This is a genomic window from Azospirillum sp. A1-3 (assembly GCF_023806445.1).
In the GTDB taxonomy this organism is placed as follows: domain Bacteria; phylum Pseudomonadota; class Alphaproteobacteria; order Azospirillales; family Azospirillaceae; genus Azospirillum.
The window spans coordinates 320408-336096 of sequence record NZ_JAMSLU010000006.1 but is presented as its reverse complement, the minus strand read 5'-3'; the positions used below and the strand labels follow the sequence as shown (position 1 = coordinate 336096).

Below are 15689 nucleotides of genomic sequence, written 5' to 3'. Positions count from 1 at the left end.
TTGTCTCCTCAGGACCAAGACCAGAGAGGCGACATGAGCGACCTAGCGGACGATCTCGATCAATGGACTGGGCCACATACCGGGCCACATACCGGATTGCTGGCCGGATTGCGGGCCGACCGGGTGCGACCGGCGGTGCGGAAGGCCATGACCGAGGCCGGCTTCACGCCGATGGATCTCGGCGACGGCTGCCGGGCCTGGTACCGCCGGTCGGACGACGGCACCCATGCGCTGATTTCGCACAACAACGCGCTGGACGGCGACCCGACGGTCAAGGACTGGATCGTCGGCCAGTATGGCGAGCGCGGCGGCTTCGTCGAGGTCGGCGGCCTGCCGCTTTTCCGGGCGCTGGAAGGGGCCGACACCCTGCCGTCGCCGGTGCGGCCGGACGGGTCGCTGGTGGAGGCACTCTATCCGTCCCTCCAACAGGCGCTTGATGATCTGGGGTGATAGTCCAGCCATAGCTTGCGGATGGCCCTATGGGCGATGACCAAGGTCGGGCTGGACAAGCGGAGGGCTGAACGGAAAAGCTCACGCCGGTTGCCATATGGGATTAAGACCCCCATCTGACGGCCGACAACAGCCCCGACCATCAGCGAGCCGCCTGTCCATGGAAGCCGACCGATCGAAGCCCTTGCGCATCCTGCTCGTCGAGGACGAGCCGCTGGTGGCCATGGCCATCGAGGATTCGCTGGAAGTCCAGAATGTCGGCGTCGTCGGTCCCGCCGGCACGGTGGCGGAGGCGCTGGAGCTGATCGCCAAGGGCGGCATCGACGCCGCCCTGCTGGACGTCACCCTGCGCGGGGAGCGCGTCGACAGCGTCGCCGACGCGCTGAGCGCCCAGGGCATCCCCTTCGTCTTCACCACAGGCCATGGCGCCGCCGGCCTGCCGCGGAGCCATCAGGACCGGCCGGTCCTGACCAAGCCCTTCCGCGAGGTCGAGATGACGGACGCCATCGACCGTTACTTCCGCGGCGCCGCCTGACCGCCCATCGGCCGACCCCGATCAGCCAATGCCAATCAGCCCGGCCGCCCGTCGACCCGCGGCGACATCAGGACCGGGGCGTAGGCGACGAGATACAGGGTGAAGGCCGCGACCCAGGCATAGCCGGAGCATTGCAGCGCCGACCACACCCACTCCACCGGCAGCAGCGGCGAGGCGGTGCGGGCGACCGCCGCGACCGTCAGCAGCACATAGGCGGCAACCGTCAGCCGCGACACCACCAGCGGCCGCCCGGTGTGGCCGAGCGAGGCGCGGCTCATCACCGCCAGGATCAGGGTGGCGAAGGCGCCGATCGTCATCGCATGGGTTCCCGCCGCCGCCGGCAGCCCGGCCAGGGCATGCAGCCCGCGCAAGCCCAGCGCCACCGGCACCCACAGATAACCGACATGCAGGATCCACAGGATCGGCGAGCGCCAGGCCTTCCAGCCCTGCCAGCCGGCCAGCCGCACCGCATGGGCCACCGCGGCGGCGAGCGCGATCAGCCCGGTGACAACGGACTCCGGCGCCACCATCGCCGCCGGGATCAGCACCAGCGTCAGCACCAGCACCGGACGCTCCACCATCGGCCAGGACCGCACGCCCAGTCCCGCCTTGCCCAGCCCGTTGCGGGTGAAGGCCGGCAGGATGCGCCCGCCGATCACCGTCACCATCATCAGCACCACGCCGAGGCCCAGCGCGAAGCCGGCATCCGTCCCGCCGTCCAGAATCTCCAGCCAATCGAGATGGATCAGCAGGTTGGCCGCCGTCAGCAACCCGATCAGGATCAGGAAGGCGCTGTTCCGCCACTTGCCCGCCGCCACCAGCGGCCGGCCGAGCGCCAGCCCCAGCCCCGGCAGGAAGGCGATGTCGATCACCGCCGCCACCGGCTCCGGCATGCCGGTCCAGGGGAAGACGGCGACGCGGCCGGCGATCCACAATGCCGCGAGCGCCATCAGCGGCGCGCCGGACACCGCCTTGGTTCCGGTCCAGCTCGGCACCGCGGTCAGCAGGAAGCCGGCGACGGCGGCCACCACCGTGCCGAACAGCATCTCATGCGCATGCCAGGCGCTGGCGCCGACCGCATGCTCGGGCCATTCCCCGGTCACCAGAACGCCCAGCCAGGCGCCGAGCAGCCCGACGGCGGCCACGCCGCTGAACAGGAAGAAGAAGCGGAAGCCATATTGGAACAGGATCGGGATGGCGGGGCCGTCGTCGCGGCCGGCAAGACTGGGGGAGGACATGAAGGGGAACTCCGCAAAAAGACGGGTGCTGCAGTGCAGGATTGACCGTCAGCCTGCGCCCCACGCCCCCACGCCGCCTTGACGAAAATCAAACGCATTCGCAAGCTGGCATCCCGCCCGCTTTCCTTTCAGGTCCATGCCCCGTCCCGACAGCCTGTCCCTGCGCGAGGCCCGCCGCATCGCCATCGCGGCCCAAGGCTTCCCCAACACGACCTCCGACGCCGATCCGGTTGAGGCCCGACATGCCCGGCGCCTGATCGGGCGGCTGGGGCTGGTGCAGATCGATTCCGTCAACGTGCTGGTGCGCTCGCATTACCTGCCGCTGTTCTCGCGGCTGGGGCCGTACGAGGCGGCGCTGCTCGACCGGCTGGCCTATGGCGGCAAGCGGCGGGCGCTGTTCGAATATTGGGGCCACGAGGCGTCGCTGATCCCGGTGGAGCAGCAGCCGCTGTTCCGCTGGCGCATGGCGCGGGCCGAACGTGGCGAGGGCACCTACAGCGAGTTGGCGCGCTTCGCCGCCGAACGCCGCCCCTACATCGACTCCGTCCTGGCCGAGGTGGCGGCGCGCGGGCCGCTGGGCGCCTCGGAACTGTCCGAGGCCGGGCGCGGGGCCGGCGGCTGGTGGGGGTGGAGCGACGGCAAGCGGGCCGTGGAGTTCCTGTTCTGGGCCGGTCTGGTCACCACCGCCGGCCGCCGCGGCTTCGAGCGGCTCTACGACCTGCCGGAGCGGGTGCTGCCCGCCGCCGTCCTAGACACCCCCACCCCGGAGGAGGCCGAGGCCCAGCGCGCCCTTCTGCGCATCGCCGCCCGCGCCCATGGCGTGGCGACCGAACGTGACCTGCGCGACTATCATCGGCTGGACGTCGCCGACGCCCGCCTGCGCATCGCCGAACTGGTGGAGGCCGGCGACCTGCTGCCGGTGACGGTGGAGGGCTGGGAGCGCACCGCCTACGTCACCCCCGACCTGCGCATTCCTCGCAAGGCCCCGGCCCGCGCCCTGCTCTCCCCCTTCGATTCGCTGATCTGGGAGCGGCAGCGCACCGAACGGCTGTTCGGCGCCCGCATCCGGCTGGAAATCTACACCCCCGCCCACAAGCGGGAGCACGGCTATTACGTCCTGCCCTTCCTGATGGACGAGCGCATCGCCGCCCGCGTCGACCTGAAATCCGACCGCAAGGCCTCCACCCTGCTGGTCCAGGCCGCCCACACCGAACCCCACGCCAGCCATGGCAGCGTGGCCCCGCCCCTGGCGGCGGAACTGCGCCGTCTGGCCGGCTGGCTGGGCCTGGAGCGTGTGACGATGACCGGCGGCGGCGATCTGGCGCCGGCCTTGGCGGCGGAATTGCGGCTGACGGGTGCCTGAGTTCGACCGGAGGTTAGGAAATCGCATCGACTCCCTCTCCCGCCCCGGGAGAGGGAAGGGGCCCGCCGCGCAGCGGTGGGAAGGGTGAGGGGTTAGGCACGAAGCTACGCAGTTTAGGATTCTTGGACTCCCCCTGACCCTCCCCACTTCGTGGGTCCCCTCCCTCTCCCGGGGCTCTCAGCGGATCTTTGATCCGCCTGACGCCGTCAGCACAAACAAAGTTTGTGCGAGAGGCGGGAGAGGGCGAATCGCGCCTCACTCCAGATGGTCGAGCGGCAGCCGGGTCTCGAACTTCACCTCCTTCAGGGTGACGCTCGATTTGACGTGCGACACCGCGGGGATGGAGAAGATGCGTTCGCTGAGGAAGCGGCCGTAATCCTCCGTCGTCGGCACGACGATGCGCAGCAGGTAATCGGCGTCGCCGGTGACGGCGAAGCATTCCAGCACCTCCGGCATGTCGGCGATGGCGGTCTCGAACTGTTCGACCGCATTCTCCTTGTGGCGTTCCAGCGTGACATGGGCGAACACGCACTCGCCAAGCCCCAGCTTGCGCGGGTCGAGCTGCACCGTGTAGCGGCGGATGACGCCGATGTCCTCCATCGACCGAACCCGGCGCCAGCAGGGCGAGGCCGACAGGCCGACCGTATCGCCCAGCTCCTGCATGGTCAGGCGGGCGTTCTCCTGCAGGGCCGTCAGGATGCCCTTCTCATGCCGGTCGAGCTTGATCGCCGCCATCTGCGCCTTCCCCCTCCTCCGCCCAGTCAATCGTTACACCTGCAAACATAAGCAGAGCCGGCGGCCGGTGCGAGCCCTTCCATGCAACCAATCCGCCCTTCCCGGTGTTGGTCCGACGGTGGGAGTGGGCGCCAAGCGTGGGAGAACGGACGTGTTCGATTGGATCGTCACTATGGTGGAGCACACCGGCTATGTCGGCGTCGCTCTGCTGATGTTCGCGGAGAACCTGTTTCCCCCCATCCCGTCGGAGCTGATCCTGCCGCTGGCCGGCTTCACCGCCGCGCGCGGCGAGTTGGGGCTGGTGATGGTCATCGTCTCGGGCACGGCCGGCGCCTTGCTGGGGGCGCTGTTCTGGTATCTGATCGGCCGCTGGGTCGGCTGCCGCCGGCTGAAGCAATGGGCCGGGCGCCACGGCCGCTGGCTGACCATCGCACCGGAGGAGGTCGATCAGGCCGCCAGCCGCTTCCGTGAGCATGGCGGGCGCTCGGTGCTGATCGGCCGGATGATCCCCGCAGTGCGCACGCTGATCTCGATTCCGGCCGGGGTGTCGGAGATGCCGCTGGGGTCCTTTCTGCTCTACACCACCGTCGGCACGGCGATCTGGACGACCTTTCTTGCCAGCGCCGGCTATCTGCTGGAGGACCGCTATCAGCAGGTCGCCGGTTGGCTAAACCCGATCTCCAACATCGTCGCCGCCGGCATCGCCCTCTGGTACGTCTATCGCGTCGCCACTTTCGGCCGGCGGACGAACCAGCAGCCGGCGGAATAACCGGCAAACCCTTTTCCACCCTGAGGAAAAGCTCCCCGCGCCGGCTGGACGCCGCGCCGCCGCCATGCTCTGACTGGCCGATCCGACCGCCAGGGGGAGCGCCCTTCCATGAGTTCCACACCCACCATCATCCTCGTCCATGGCGCCTTCGCCGACGGCTCCTCCTGGGGCCGGGTGATTCCTCGCCTGCAGGCGGAAGGCTTCGCGGCGGTCGCGGTGCAGAACCCGCTGGTCTCGCTCGACGACGATGTCGCCCATGTCCAACGCGCCATCGACCGGACCAAGGGGCCGGTGGTGCTGGTCGGCCATTCCTGGGGCGGCGCCGTCATCACCCAGATCGGCGACCAGGAGCGGGTGAAGTCCCTGGTCTACGTCGCCGCCTTCGCCCCCGACGCCGGGCAGTCGCCGAACGACACGCTGAAGCCCTTCCCGCCCTCGGCCGGCCTGTCCGGCGTCTCGGTGGACAAGGACCGTTTCCTGACCCTGAAGCCGGAAGGCATGGCCCGCAACTTCGCCCAGGATTTGCCGGCGGAGGATGCCGCCCTGCTGGCCGCGACCCAGGGGCCGGTGGCGGCGGGCTGCTTCGCGACCAAGGTCACCGCCGCCGCCTGGAAGACCAAGCCCGCCTGGTATGTCGTCGCCACCAATGACCGCATGCTGCCGCCGGACTTCCTGCGCGCCACCGCGTCGCGCATCGGTGCCCGGACGGTGGAGGTCGACAGCGGCCATGCCCCGCACCTGTCGCGCCCGGAAGCCGTCGCGGCGGTGATCGTCGAGGCGGCCCGCTCTATCTAGACTTCCGCACCGCCCCCGGGGTGATGCCGCGGCGGCGGCGCAGGCTGCGAGTCAGGGCGCTCTGGTCGGAGAAGCCAACCGCCAGCGCCACCTCGGCCAGCGGCAATCGGCCGTCCCGCAGCAACGCCTCCGCCCGGTCCAGCCGCAGCTCCGCCAGCATCGCGGCGGGGGTGCTACCGGTCCGCGCACGGAAGCGTTCATGGAACCGGCTGGGCGCCAGACCGGCCGCCTCGGCCAACTCCGCCACCGTCAGCGGCTCGGCACAACGCTCCGCCATCAGGGCCAGGGCGCGGTCGATGGGTTCGTCCGATAGCAACGCCGGCGGCTGCCGGGCTTCCAGGGCGCGCAGCAGCAGCCCGGCCGAGTGATGGGCCAGCACCGGGTCGAGCGGCTTGTCGGCCGCCTCCGCCGCCAGATAACGCACCAGCCCGTCCAGCGCGCCGTCGATGGCGAAGAAGGCGTCACAGGCGCGCACCGCCGCCTCCGGCACCAAACCGGCGGACGGCACGTCCAGCACGACGAAGCGGTTGGTCCCGCCGCTGCGGAAGCTGTGCGGCACGCCGTCGGCCACCAGAACCCCGCGCCCGTCACCCACCCGTCCGCAGGCCCCGCCGACCTCCATGTCGAGGGTCCCGGCGACGGGCAGCACGATCTGGTGATGGTCATGGGCGTGCCGCCGTTCATGCCCGTCGTAACTGCGGGTGCTGACGGTCGGCCGATGCGGGGATGCCACGCCGACGGGCTCCTTGCCGTTGGATCGACGGGCCGATGCTACGCCCTCCTCCCCGGCGCGTACAGGCACAGCTGTGCACAGACACGGGACCGGTCGCCCGGCACAAATACCAGAACGCGAAACTGAGTTTCACCAAATCACACCGACACTTACCAAAGACCACGCCCATATTTCGCACCGATCATCCGATATTCGCCCATCCATTCACTTCCAAATGGCCTGATATTCCGGACGAACAATTGCAGCCCCCGACAGCCCATCCCTATTGATTATTTTCAAATAAGAAAGACGACCGCTATGGCACGGATCGTTCGCCATTCGCTGAAAAGCACTCATAAAAGGAACGCCCGATGTACCGAGATCGCATCCGCCTGAAATCCCTGTGGGGCAAGGTGGTTCCGGCGGAAGAGGCCGCCTTCCTCATCAAGGACGGCATGACCGTGGGCATGAGCGGCTTCACCCGCGCCGGTGACGCCAAGGCGGTGCCGCTGGCGCTGGCCGAGCGCGCCGCGTCGGAAAAGCTGAAGATCACGCTGATGACCGGCGCCTCGCTGGGCAACGACGTCGACCGGATCCTGACCGAGGCGGGGGTGCTGTCGCGCCGCCTGCCCTTCCAGGCCGACCCGGTGTTGCGCAAGGCGATCAACCGCGGCGAGGTGATGTTCGTCGATCAGCACCTGTCGGAAACGGTGGAACTGCTGCGGTCCCGCCAGATGGGTCCGGTCGACGTCGCGGTGATCGAGGCCTGCGCCATCACCGAGAATGGCGGCATCGTGCCGACCACCTCGATCGGCAACTCGGCGACCTTCGCCATCCTGGCCGAGAAGATCATCATCGAGCTGAACCTGACCCAGCCGCTGGATCTGGAGGGGATGCACGACGTCTACATCCCGACCCGCCGCCCCTTCCGCGAGCCGATCCCGGTGGTCACGGCGGAAAGCCGCGCCGGCCTGCCCTATATCCCGATCGACCCGTCGCGGATCGCGGCCATCGTGGTGACGCGCAAGCAGGACAGCTCCGCCAACATCCTGCCGCCAGATGACGAGACCAACGCCATCGCCGGCCACCTGATCGAGTTCCTGGGCCGCGAAGTGAAGCAGGGCCGCATGGGCCGCTCGCTGGCGCCGCTGCAGGCCGGCATCGGCACCATCGCCAACGCGGTGCTGCACGGGCTGATCGACGGGCCGTTCCACGACCTGACCATGTACAGCGAGGTCCTGCAGGACAGCACCTTCGAGCTGTTCGACGCCGGCAAGCTGAACTTCGCCTCGGGCTCCTCAATCACGCTCAGCGCCGGGAAATATGCCGAAGTGCTGCCGAAGATCGGCTCCTACAAGGGCCGGCTGCTGCTGCGCCCGCAGGAGATCTCCAACCATCCGGAGGTCATCCGCCGCCTGGGCGTCATCGGCATCAACACGGCGCTGGAGTGCGACATCTACGGCAACGTCAACTCCACCCACGTCAACGGCACGCAGATGATGAACGGCATCGGCGGCTCCGGCGACTTCGCCCGCAACAGCCACCTCGCCATCTTCGTCACCAAGTCGCTGGCCAAGGGCGGCGCCATTTCCAGCGTCGTGCCGATGGTGACCCATGTCGACCACAACGAGCATGACGTGGACGTTCTGGTGACGGAGGTCGGGCTGGCCGACCTGCGCGGGCTGGCTCCGCGTGAGCGGGCGGAGACCATCATCCGCAACTGCGTCCATCCCAGCTACCGCGAGTTGGCAATGGACTATCAGCGCCGGGCGCTCCAGCGCGGCGGCCACACCCCGCATCTGCTGGAGGAAGCTTTCGCCTGGCACACCCGCTTCCAGCAGACCGGCAGCATGATGCCGAGGCCGCTGGCGGCCGAATAGGATCCCTCGAAAACGGGCGGGCCGCGAAATTCCGCGGCCCGTTCCCGTTACCTGTGCCGGTCAGACATGCTGCCCGCCATTGCGCTCCAAGTAGAGAAGCAATGCTGGATAATAGTGCTTGCGCTCGGACGAAATCTTCTCGCAGAAACGCCGGGCGGCACCGCTCTTGAGCCAATCCTCGAGCTGACCGTTCTGACGTTTTTCCGCGACGATGGCATCGATCGCGTCCAGAATCTTGTGTATCACCTCAGGCCTCGTCTTATGAAGATTGGAGCGGCGTCTTCGTCGCTCTCACAATCTTATATGCGCTCAGCTGCCGGTGAACGGCCCTGCATTCTGGGAATGGCTGCGTGTTGCAATGCACAAAACGAATGGGGTGAGGCGCCATCAGTCCGGAGATTTCGGCGCATCGGTCAACCATGCGGCCAGTCGATGGCGTAGGCGAACCAATCGCTCGGTGCCAATCTCCCCAATCCGACCGCTCAACAGCGCTCCATCGATCACAGCGAGCCGACCTAACCGCATTACGCTGGTCACCTTCAGACCTGTGTTATTGAAATCGGGATCTTCGGGAGTAAGAATTTCATCAAGATCGGGTTCAGCTTGCCGTATCTGTGATGAAACCATACAGACAAGCCAATCATCGAACTGGGACGATGCTTGTCGGATCAGCAATACCGGCCGCAGCTTGCTCCCGTTCAGATCCGTGAACGGGAAAGGCACCAACGCAATCTGACCAGCCCGTTTCATCGCCAGACTTCCCGCAGATCGCCACGACTGTAGGTAACGGGGTCATCTTCCATCCCCCGCATCGCTTGTTCCATGCTGAACTCGGCGAATTGATTTCCGGACCATTCGTCCCTTCCTGCATCCTTGGAAGCAGCGAAGCGGGCAGCCAGGAATTCGACGAAATCGAAAACTTCGGCCTGCTTGTCTTCGGGCAAAGCCTGCAGCTTCTTGATCAGCTCAGCGTAGCCCATGACGACCTCTCTTTCGGCAACATGTACCCGATGACGGTACATTATAGCAGGATCAGGTCAATCCGGCATCCCCACCGCCCGGTCGTCCACCCTCAAGCCCTCTCCCGCTCATCCTCCGGCGGGCGCAGGGCCTGTCCGGTCGGGCACAGGCGCAGCAGCACGCAGCGGTCGCAGGCCGGCGCCTGATAGTAGCAGCAGCGCTGGCCGTGCAGCATCATGACCTCGTGGTTGTCGTAGACCTGCTGGGCGTCCCAATCCTCCGGCAATTGCGCCGACAGCACCGCATGCGACGGACCGACGGCGACGTTGGCGGGGATCAGGCCGGTGCGGACGGCGACGCGGTGGTGATGGCTGTCCACCGGCAGCGCCGCCTGCCGCAGGGTGGAGAAGCTGAGCACCGCCGCGCTGGTCTTCGGCCCCACCCCCGGCAATTCCTCCAGCCATACGCGCGCCTCCGGCACCGTCATGCCGGACAGCAGGTCGAGCGACAGGCTGCCGACCCGCTCGGTGATGCGGCGCAGGATGGCCTGGATTCGCGGGGCCTTCTGCTCCGGCCATGTGACGCCGGCGATGGTCGCCTCCACCTCCGCGACCGGTGCGTCGCGCACCGCCTCCCAATCGGGCCAGCGCCGCCGCAGCGCCTTGAAGGCGGCGCCGGAGGCGGCGTTGCGGGTGCGATGCGACAGCAGCGACGACACCAGCTCGCTCAGCGGGTCGAGGCTGTGGAAATAGGCGACCGGGCAGCCGTAGACGGTGCACAGCAGCCGGTGGATTTCGAGCGCCTTGTCGCGCAACGCAGCCGGGTCGGTCATAAGAACCGACAACAGCCGAACCGGTAAGGCGTTACCGGTAAATCATCAGGCTCCGCCCTACCCCACCAGCCCGGACATCACCGCGCGCAGCTGCGCCGGCTTCACCGGCTTGTTCAGCACCAGACAACCGGCCGCCTTGGCCTCGTCCGCCAGTTCGGGCGTGCGGTTGGCGGTGACGATCACGGCCGGCAGGATACGGCCGCAGGCGGCGCGCAGCCGCGCCACCTCGTTGACGCCCAGCGCCCCGTCGTCGAGGTGATAGTCGGCGATCAGCAGATCCGGCGGCTGCGGCATGCCGGAGAGCAGGGCCAGCGCCTCGTCGCCGTTGGTGGCCGACACCACGTCGCAGGCCCAGCCGCGCAGCAGCGCCTCCATCCCCGCCACCACCGCCGGCTCGTTGTCCAGCACCAGCACGGAGGTGCCGGCCAGCCGGTTGGTCATCGGCCGGGCGGCGACGCTGGCCGGACGCACGGCGCGCCGCTCCGTCCCCCGCGGCACCATGACGGCGAAGACCGATCCCCGGCCCGGCTCCGACCGCACGGTGATGGGATGGCCCAGCATGCGGGCGACACGGTCGACGATGGCGAGGCCAAGCCCCATGCCGCGGTCGCGCCCCTTGGTGACGGGGGTGTCGAGGCGGCGGAACTCCTGGAAGATCTCGGTGATCTTGTCGCGCGGGATGCCGGGGCCGTTGTCCCACACCTCGATGCGGATGCCGTCGCCGGTCCGGCGGCAGCCGACCACCACCCGGCCGCCCTGGACATAGCGCAGCGCGTTGGACAGGAAATTCTGCACGATCCGGCGCAGCAGCCGCATGTCGCTGCGCACCACCGCCCCCGATCCCACCACCTTCAGGTCGATGCCCCGCTCCGCCGCCACCGCGGCATATTCGGTGGCGAGCGGCGCCAGGATGCCGCGCAACGGGAAGTCCGTCACCTCCGGCGTCACCGCCCCGGCATCGAGCTTGGAGATGTCCAGCAGCGCCGACAGCAGATCCTCCACCGACGCCAGAGCCAGGTCGATGTTGTCCACCAACTCCGCATTGGCGGCCGGCTGCTCCAGGTCGGCCAGGGCCGAGACGAACAGGCGGGCGGCGTTCAGGGGCTGCAACAGGTCGTGGCTGGCGGCGGCGATGAAGCGGGTCTTGGACAGGTTGGCCTGATCGGCTTGGGATTTGGCCTGCTGAAGCTGGTCGTTCAGCGTCATCAGCGCGGATTTCTCCGCCTGCTCGGATTCGCGCCGCCGCTCCTCCTCATGCTTGATGACGGTGATGTCGGTGTAGACGCCGACGATGCCGCCGTCGCGGGTGCGCCGCTCGTTCACCTGGATCCAGCGGCCGTCGGACAGCCGATTGAGGAACACGCCCTTCAGGTCGTGGCGGTGCTCCATCCGCTCGCGCAGCCAGACGTCGGGCGGCGGTTCGCTGACCGCGCCGGCGGCGGCGACCATCGCCACCAGATCGTTGAAGCGGATGCCGGCCTGGATGCGGCCCGCCACCGACGGCCAGTAGGACAGGTATTTCCGATTGCACAGCACCAGCCGGTCGGACGAGTCGAACAGAGCGAAGCCCTCGTTCACCGACTCGATCGCCTCGAACAGGCGGGTGCGCATGGTGTCCGCCAGTTCCTTGGCGCGGGCGAGGTCGCGGTTGCTGTCCTCCAGCTTGTGCAGGGCGCGTTCCAGTTCCAGCGTGCGTTCGCGGATCTTCTGCTCCAGCACGATGGCGGTCTGGAACAGCGAGAAGGCGCCGCCCTGGAAGTCCATCGACCGTTCGACACGGTCCATCAGCACCTTGTTGATGCGCTGAAGCTTGGCGTTCTCGCGCTCCAGCCCGGCGATGCGGTCGGCGGGGTCGAGCGTCCAGTTGCGGGTGGGGATGCCGGCCATGGCTTAGCGCCCTCCGATGGCGACGCCCGTGAAGGTCTGGTTGACGTGCATGCCGTTCACCTGTTCGCCGTAGGCGCAGAATCCGACAACCCGGTTGCGCGCCAGCCGTTCCGCCATGACGGCGTTCAATTGCCGCTGCTCCATCTCCAGCCGGCGCAGGATGCAGTCGCAGCCGAGGATCAGGTCGGGGGCGCCGACCTCCGCCTCGATGCCCGCGATCAGCCCATCGAAGTTGGAAACCGGATCGACCCCCTCGGCCACCGTCAGGACGATGCCCTCGTCGATGGCGCAGAAGAAGGTCAGGCTCTCGTCGTCGTTCACCTTCTGGATGGAGCGGACATGGTACTGGCCGCCGACCCGCACGACGACCGGATGGGCGGCGAAGATCATCGGGGTCAGCGGCTCGCCCTCCAGACCGACCAGCCGGGCGTATTCGCGGCCGGCCGGCTCGGCATTGATCTCATGGACGATGCGATGCTGCGGGTCGGCGCCGGTCACCACCATCTTGCGGTCGGAGCTGACGAAATGCTGGGTGCGGAAGACGGTGAAGGGCCGGTTGGTGGTGAACAGCGCCACCACTGCGGCATTGGGGTGGAAGGCGCCCTCGTGCAGGACGAAGGTGCGTTCGAAATGCAGGTCGTCGCCGGCCGAGGCGCCGAACAGCGGGATGTCGATCAGCGCGTTGTGCAGCGCGCTGACCACCGTCTCCTCGCTCATCGACAGGCCGTCGATCAGCAGCATGGCGAAGCTGCGGGCATCCTCGCCCAACGGCACCGGCCGGCTCGCCATCGCCCGGTCGCGGCGCGACATCAGCGAGCGCGCGATGGCGGTGCTGTCGGCGATCTCGAAACGGTCGACATGATCGACCAGCGCGGTGACGACGCAGAAATCCTCGCTCGGGAAGCCGACCGCCACCAGGGCGTTGGTGGTGTAGCCGCCGGGACCGATCTCCCCCGCCGTGGTGCAGCCGATGACCGGCACCATGCCGAACTCCCGCGCCAGGGCATCGGCTAGGGCGTGTCGGTCATAGCTGGGGGCGCAGAACACCACCACCAGCTCCAGCGGCACCTCGCCCAGCCCGGCGCGCAGATCCCGCGCCGCCTCGTCGGGCCGTTCGGCATGGGTCACGGCGCGCGGCATGCCGTCGCCGGACGCGGGCTTCACCGGGCCGTCGGAGGGGCCGTCTGCGGAGATCTCCCGTGTGGACATCGATGCCGCCTGCGCCTCCCTCTCCGTGCGCGGATGCGATCCGGCAAGGGTACTCCAGGGATGGCGGCGGGCAAGACCAATCCGCGGACCGGTGAAGGAGGACATGATGCGGGGCGGCTCCTGAAGATGCTCGGCCTAGATACTCTCTGCCGGCTGCGGATCGGGCAAGCCGGCCAATTCCTCGTCGGTGAACAGGCGGGCCCTGGCGGTGAAGCGGACACCGTCCGGCGCCTCGATCGAAAAGCCGCCGCCGCGCGCCTGGATAACGTCCAGGATGACCTGGGTGTTGCGCCACCATTGGAAAGTGTCGTCGGACATGCAGAAAGGCGTGTCGCCAATCTTGCCGATGCAGATGTCGCGCCCGCCCATGCGGAACTCCCCCTTCGGCAGGCAGAGCGGCGCCGACCCGTCGCAGCAGCCGCCCGACAGATGCAGCATCAGCGGCCCGTGCTTCGCGGCAAGGCGGTCCAGCAGGGCGACGGCTTCGGGGGTAGCGGTGACGCGGTCGGTCAGGACGGGGGCTGTCGGCATGGAACGTTCCCTTATCACGAAACCACGCTTGGAAAGAAAAAAGGCCGGGGGACGCGCCCCCGGCCCAGGTTCGCCCGATAGGGAGGAGCAGGGCTCAGAAGAAGCCGAGCGCTTTCGGGCTGTAGCTGACCAGCAGGTTCTTGGTCTGCTGGTAGTGGTCGAGCATCATCTTGTGCGTCTCGCGGCCGATGCCGGACTTCTTGTAACCACCGAAGGCGGCGTGCGCCGGGTACAGGTGGTAGCAGTTGGTCCACACGCGGCCGGCCTGGATACCGCGGCCCATGCGGAAGGCGCGGTTACCGTCACGGGTCCACACGCCGGCGCCCAGGCCGAACTCGCTGTCGTTGGCGATGGCCAGCGCCTCTTCCTCGGTCTCGAAGGTCGTCACGGCGACGACCGGGCCGAAGATCTCCTCCTGGAAGATGCGCATCTTGTTGTGGCCTTCCAGGATGGTCGGCTGGACGTAGTAGCCGCCTTCCAACTCGCCGCCCAGATGGGCGCGCTCGCCGCCGATCAGCACCTTGGCGCCCTCGGCCTTGCCGATCTCGATGTAGGAGAGGATCTTCTCCATCTGCTCCTGCGACGCCTGGGCGCCGATCATCGTGCCGCCGTCCAGCGGATGGCCCTGGGCGATCTTGGCGACGCGCTCGACCGCCAGCTTGATGAAGCGGTCATAGATCGACTTCTGGATCAGCACGCGGCTCGGGCAGGTGCAGACTTCGCCCTGGTTCAGCGCGAACATCGCGAAGCCTTCCAGCGCCTTGTCCAGGAACTCGTCGTCCGAGGCCATCACGTCTTCGAAGAAGATGTTCGGCGACTTGCCGCCCAGCTCGACGGTCGACGGGATGATGTTCTCCGACGCGTACTGCAGGATCAGGCGGCCGGTCGAGGTCTCGCCGGTGAAGGCGATCTTGGAGATGCGCTTGTTGGTGGCGAGCGGCTTGCCGGCCTCGATGCCGAAGCCGTTGACGACGTTGATGACGCCCGGCGGCAGCAGATCGCCGATCATCTCCATCAGGACCATGATCGCCATCGGGGTCTGCTCGGCCGGCTTCAGCACGATGCAGTTGCCGGCGGCCAGCGCCGGGGCCAGCTTCCAGGCGGCCATCAGCAGTGGGAAGTTCCAGGGAATAATCTGGCCGACGACGCCCAGCGGCTCATGGAAGTGATAGGCGTAGGTGGTGTGGTCGATCTCGGCGATCGAGCCTTCCTGGGCGCGGATGCAGCCGGCATAGTAGCGGAAATGGTCGATGGCGAGCGGAACGTCGGCGGCGCGGGTCTCGCGGATCGGCTTGCCGTTGTCCAGCGTCTCGGCCAGCGCGATGATCTCCAGCCGCTCTTCCATGCGGTCGGCGATCTTCAGCAGGATGTTCGAGCGCTCGGTCGGCGAGGTGCGGCCCCAGGCGTCCTTGGCCTTGTGGGCGGCGTCCAGCGCCAGCTCCACGTCGGCGGCCTGGGAACGGGCGACCTCGCACAGCGGCTTGCCGGTAATCGGCGTCAGGTTGGTGAAGTATTGGCCGTCCACCGGCGCAACCCACTGGCCGCCGATAAAGTTGTCGTAGCGGGGGCGGAGCGCGATCTGCTTCTGGAGCGTTTCGAGAGCCTGGTGGAGCATTTGGGCCGTTCCTCTCAGTGTGGTGAACCGGTCAGGTCTCCGGTCCAACGCGTTTGTCGGGGGCCATTCAGCCACTCTGAGAGGGAGGGGGTAAATTGTACTATGGAAGGAGACGGTGCGGGGGTGGGATTGTTCGCCCACCACCCAATGGGCCACCCGATGAGGGGCGCGAAACCGC

17 protein-coding genes are annotated in these 15689 nt (G+C 67.8%); 6 read left to right on the top strand and 11 right to left on the bottom strand.

What is annotated here, in order from left to right:
- The first annotated feature begins 33 nt into the window (after nt 1-33).
- Nucleotides 34-450, top strand: a complete 417-nt coding sequence (locus M5E06_RS29360; RefSeq protein WP_109152753.1) for a hypothetical protein — start codon at nt 34-36, stop codon at nt 448-450.
- Nucleotides 451-610: 160 nt separating this feature from the next.
- Nucleotides 611-985 (top strand): response regulator, encoded by a 375-nt coding sequence (locus tag M5E06_RS29355; RefSeq protein WP_109152754.1) that lies wholly within the window; start codon nt 611-613, stop codon nt 983-985.
- Between the two features lie 35 nt (nt 986-1020).
- On the opposite strand, the gene M5E06_RS29350 is transcribed toward M5E06_RS29355, so the two are convergent.
- Nucleotides 1021-2223, bottom strand: a complete 1203-nt coding sequence (locus tag M5E06_RS29350; RefSeq protein WP_252141266.1) for an NnrS family protein — start codon at nt 2221-2223, stop codon at nt 1021-1023.
- 136 nt (nt 2224-2359) lie between these two features.
- On the opposite strand from M5E06_RS29350, the gene M5E06_RS29345 reads away from it, so the two are divergent.
- On the top strand, nt 2360-3586 hold the full coding sequence (locus tag M5E06_RS29345) for a winged helix-turn-helix domain-containing protein (RefSeq protein WP_252141265.1): 1227 nt from the start codon (nt 2360-2362) through the stop codon (nt 3584-3586).
- 255 nt (nt 3587-3841) lie between these two features.
- On the opposite strand, the gene M5E06_RS29340 is transcribed toward M5E06_RS29345, so the two are convergent.
- Nucleotides 3842-4321 carry an Lrp/AsnC family transcriptional regulator gene (locus M5E06_RS29340; protein ID WP_109152757.1) on the bottom strand — a complete coding sequence of 160 codons (480 nt, stop codon included), beginning with the start codon at nt 4319-4321 and terminating at the stop codon, nt 3842-3844.
- Between the two features lie 151 nt (nt 4322-4472).
- Between M5E06_RS29340 and M5E06_RS29335 the strand changes: the two genes are divergently transcribed.
- The gene (locus M5E06_RS29335) at nt 4473-5090 is read left to right on the top strand and encodes a DedA family protein (RefSeq protein ID WP_252141264.1); all 618 of its coding nucleotides are present in this window, start codon (nt 4473-4475) and stop codon (nt 5088-5090) included.
- 108 nt (nt 5091-5198) lie between these two features.
- Nucleotides 5199-5885 (top strand): alpha/beta fold hydrolase, encoded by a 687-nt coding sequence (locus M5E06_RS29330; protein WP_252141263.1) that lies wholly within the window; start codon nt 5199-5201, stop codon nt 5883-5885.
- Here the strand turns inward: M5E06_RS29330 and M5E06_RS29325 are convergent.
- Nucleotides 5878-6618 (bottom strand): AraC family transcriptional regulator, encoded by a 741-nt coding sequence (locus M5E06_RS29325; protein ID WP_252141262.1) that lies wholly within the window; start codon nt 6616-6618, stop codon nt 5878-5880. The two genes, M5E06_RS29330 and M5E06_RS29325, sit on opposite strands and share 8 nt — an antisense overlap.
- Before the next feature lie 350 nt (nt 6619-6968).
- Between M5E06_RS29325 and scpC the strand changes: the two genes are divergently transcribed.
- The gene (gene scpC / locus M5E06_RS29320) at nt 6969-8477 is read left to right on the top strand and encodes a succinyl-CoA:acetate CoA-transferase ScpC (protein ID WP_252141261.1); all 1509 of its coding nucleotides are present in this window, start codon (nt 6969-6971) and stop codon (nt 8475-8477) included.
- Nucleotides 8478-8537: 60 nt separating this feature from the next.
- Here the strand turns inward: scpC and M5E06_RS29315 are convergent, their stop codons facing one another.
- The 8 genes from M5E06_RS29315 to adh all read right to left on the bottom strand — a co-directional run bounded on the left by M5E06_RS29315 (nt 8538) and on the right by adh (nt 15511).
- Nucleotides 8538-8723 carry a hypothetical protein gene (locus M5E06_RS29315; RefSeq protein WP_109152762.1) on the bottom strand — a complete coding sequence of 62 codons (186 nt, stop codon included), beginning with the start codon at nt 8721-8723 and terminating at the stop codon, nt 8538-8540.
- Nucleotides 8724-8864: 141 nt separating this feature from the next.
- Nucleotides 8865-9227: a type II toxin-antitoxin system PemK/MazF family toxin gene (locus M5E06_RS29310; RefSeq protein WP_252141260.1), complete on the bottom strand. Its 363-nt coding sequence runs from the start codon at nt 9225-9227 to the stop codon at nt 8865-8867.
- Complete coding sequence (locus tag M5E06_RS29305) at nt 9224-9457, bottom strand: DUF2281 domain-containing protein (RefSeq protein WP_149269270.1); 234 nt, start codon at nt 9455-9457, stop codon at nt 9224-9226. The genes M5E06_RS29310 and M5E06_RS29305 overlap by 4 nt, the downstream gene beginning before the upstream one ends.
- Nucleotides 9458-9549: 92 nt before the next feature.
- The gene (locus M5E06_RS29300) at nt 9550-10269 is read right to left on the bottom strand and encodes an endonuclease III domain-containing protein (RefSeq protein WP_252141259.1); all 720 of its coding nucleotides are present in this window, start codon (nt 10267-10269) and stop codon (nt 9550-9552) included.
- 57 nt (nt 10270-10326) lie between these two features.
- On the bottom strand, nt 10327-12156 hold the full coding sequence (locus M5E06_RS29295) for an ATP-binding response regulator (protein ID WP_252141258.1): 1830 nt from the start codon (nt 12154-12156) through the stop codon (nt 10327-10329).
- Nucleotides 12157-12159: 3 nt separating this feature from the next.
- Nucleotides 12160-13365: a nitric oxide-sensing protein NosP gene (gene nosP, locus M5E06_RS29290; protein ID WP_252141257.1), complete on the bottom strand. Its 1206-nt coding sequence runs from the start codon at nt 13363-13365 to the stop codon at nt 12160-12162.
- A gap of 135 nt (nt 13366-13500) precedes the next feature.
- Nucleotides 13501-13896 carry a DUF779 domain-containing protein gene (locus tag M5E06_RS29285; protein WP_252141256.1) on the bottom strand — a complete coding sequence of 132 codons (396 nt, stop codon included), beginning with the start codon at nt 13894-13896 and terminating at the stop codon, nt 13501-13503.
- A 94-nt stretch (nt 13897-13990) separates the two neighbouring features.
- Nucleotides 13991-15511: an aldehyde dehydrogenase gene (gene adh, locus M5E06_RS29280; protein WP_252141255.1), complete on the bottom strand. Its 1521-nt coding sequence runs from the start codon at nt 15509-15511 to the stop codon at nt 13991-13993.
- Between the last annotated feature and the right edge of the window lie 178 nt (nt 15512-15689).

Coding starts and splice junctions, on each gene's coding strand:
- M5E06_RS29360 (WP_109152753.1), top strand. CDS start 34: ATGAGCGACCTAGCGGACGATCTCGATCAATGGACTGGGCCACATACC.
- M5E06_RS29355 (WP_109152754.1), top strand. CDS start 611: ATGGAAGCCGACCGATCGAAGCCCTTGCGCATCCTGCTCGTCGAGGAC.
- M5E06_RS29350 (WP_252141266.1), bottom strand. CDS start 2,223: ATGTCCTCCCCCAGTCTTGCCGGCCGCGACGACGGCCCCGCCATCCCG.
- M5E06_RS29345 (WP_252141265.1), top strand. CDS start 2,360: ATGCCCCGTCCCGACAGCCTGTCCCTGCGCGAGGCCCGCCGCATCGCC.
- M5E06_RS29340 (WP_109152757.1), bottom strand. CDS start 4,321: ATGGCGGCGATCAAGCTCGACCGGCATGAGAAGGGCATCCTGACGGCC.
- M5E06_RS29330 (WP_252141263.1), top strand. CDS start 5,199: ATGAGTTCCACACCCACCATCATCCTCGTCCATGGCGCCTTCGCCGAC.
- scpC (WP_252141261.1), top strand. CDS start 6,969: ATGTACCGAGATCGCATCCGCCTGAAATCCCTGTGGGGCAAGGTGGTT.
- M5E06_RS29310 (WP_252141260.1), bottom strand. CDS start 9,227: ATGAAACGGGCTGGTCAGATTGCGTTGGTGCCTTTCCCGTTCACGGAT.
- M5E06_RS29305 (WP_149269270.1), bottom strand. CDS start 9,457: ATGGGCTACGCTGAGCTGATCAAGAAGCTGCAGGCTTTGCCCGAAGAC.
- M5E06_RS29300 (WP_252141259.1), bottom strand. CDS start 10,269: ATGACCGACCCGGCTGCGTTGCGCGACAAGGCGCTCGAAATCCACCGG.
- M5E06_RS29295 (WP_252141258.1), bottom strand. CDS start 12,156: ATGGCCGGCATCCCCACCCGCAACTGGACGCTCGACCCCGCCGACCGC.
- nosP (WP_252141257.1), bottom strand. CDS start 13,365: ATGTCCACACGGGAGATCTCCGCAGACGGCCCCTCCGACGGCCCGGTG.
- M5E06_RS29285 (WP_252141256.1), bottom strand. CDS start 13,896: ATGCCGACAGCCCCCGTCCTGACCGACCGCGTCACCGCTACCCCCGAA.
- adh (WP_252141255.1), bottom strand. CDS start 15,511: ATGCTCCACCAGGCTCTCGAAACGCTCCAGAAGCAGATCGCGCTCCGC.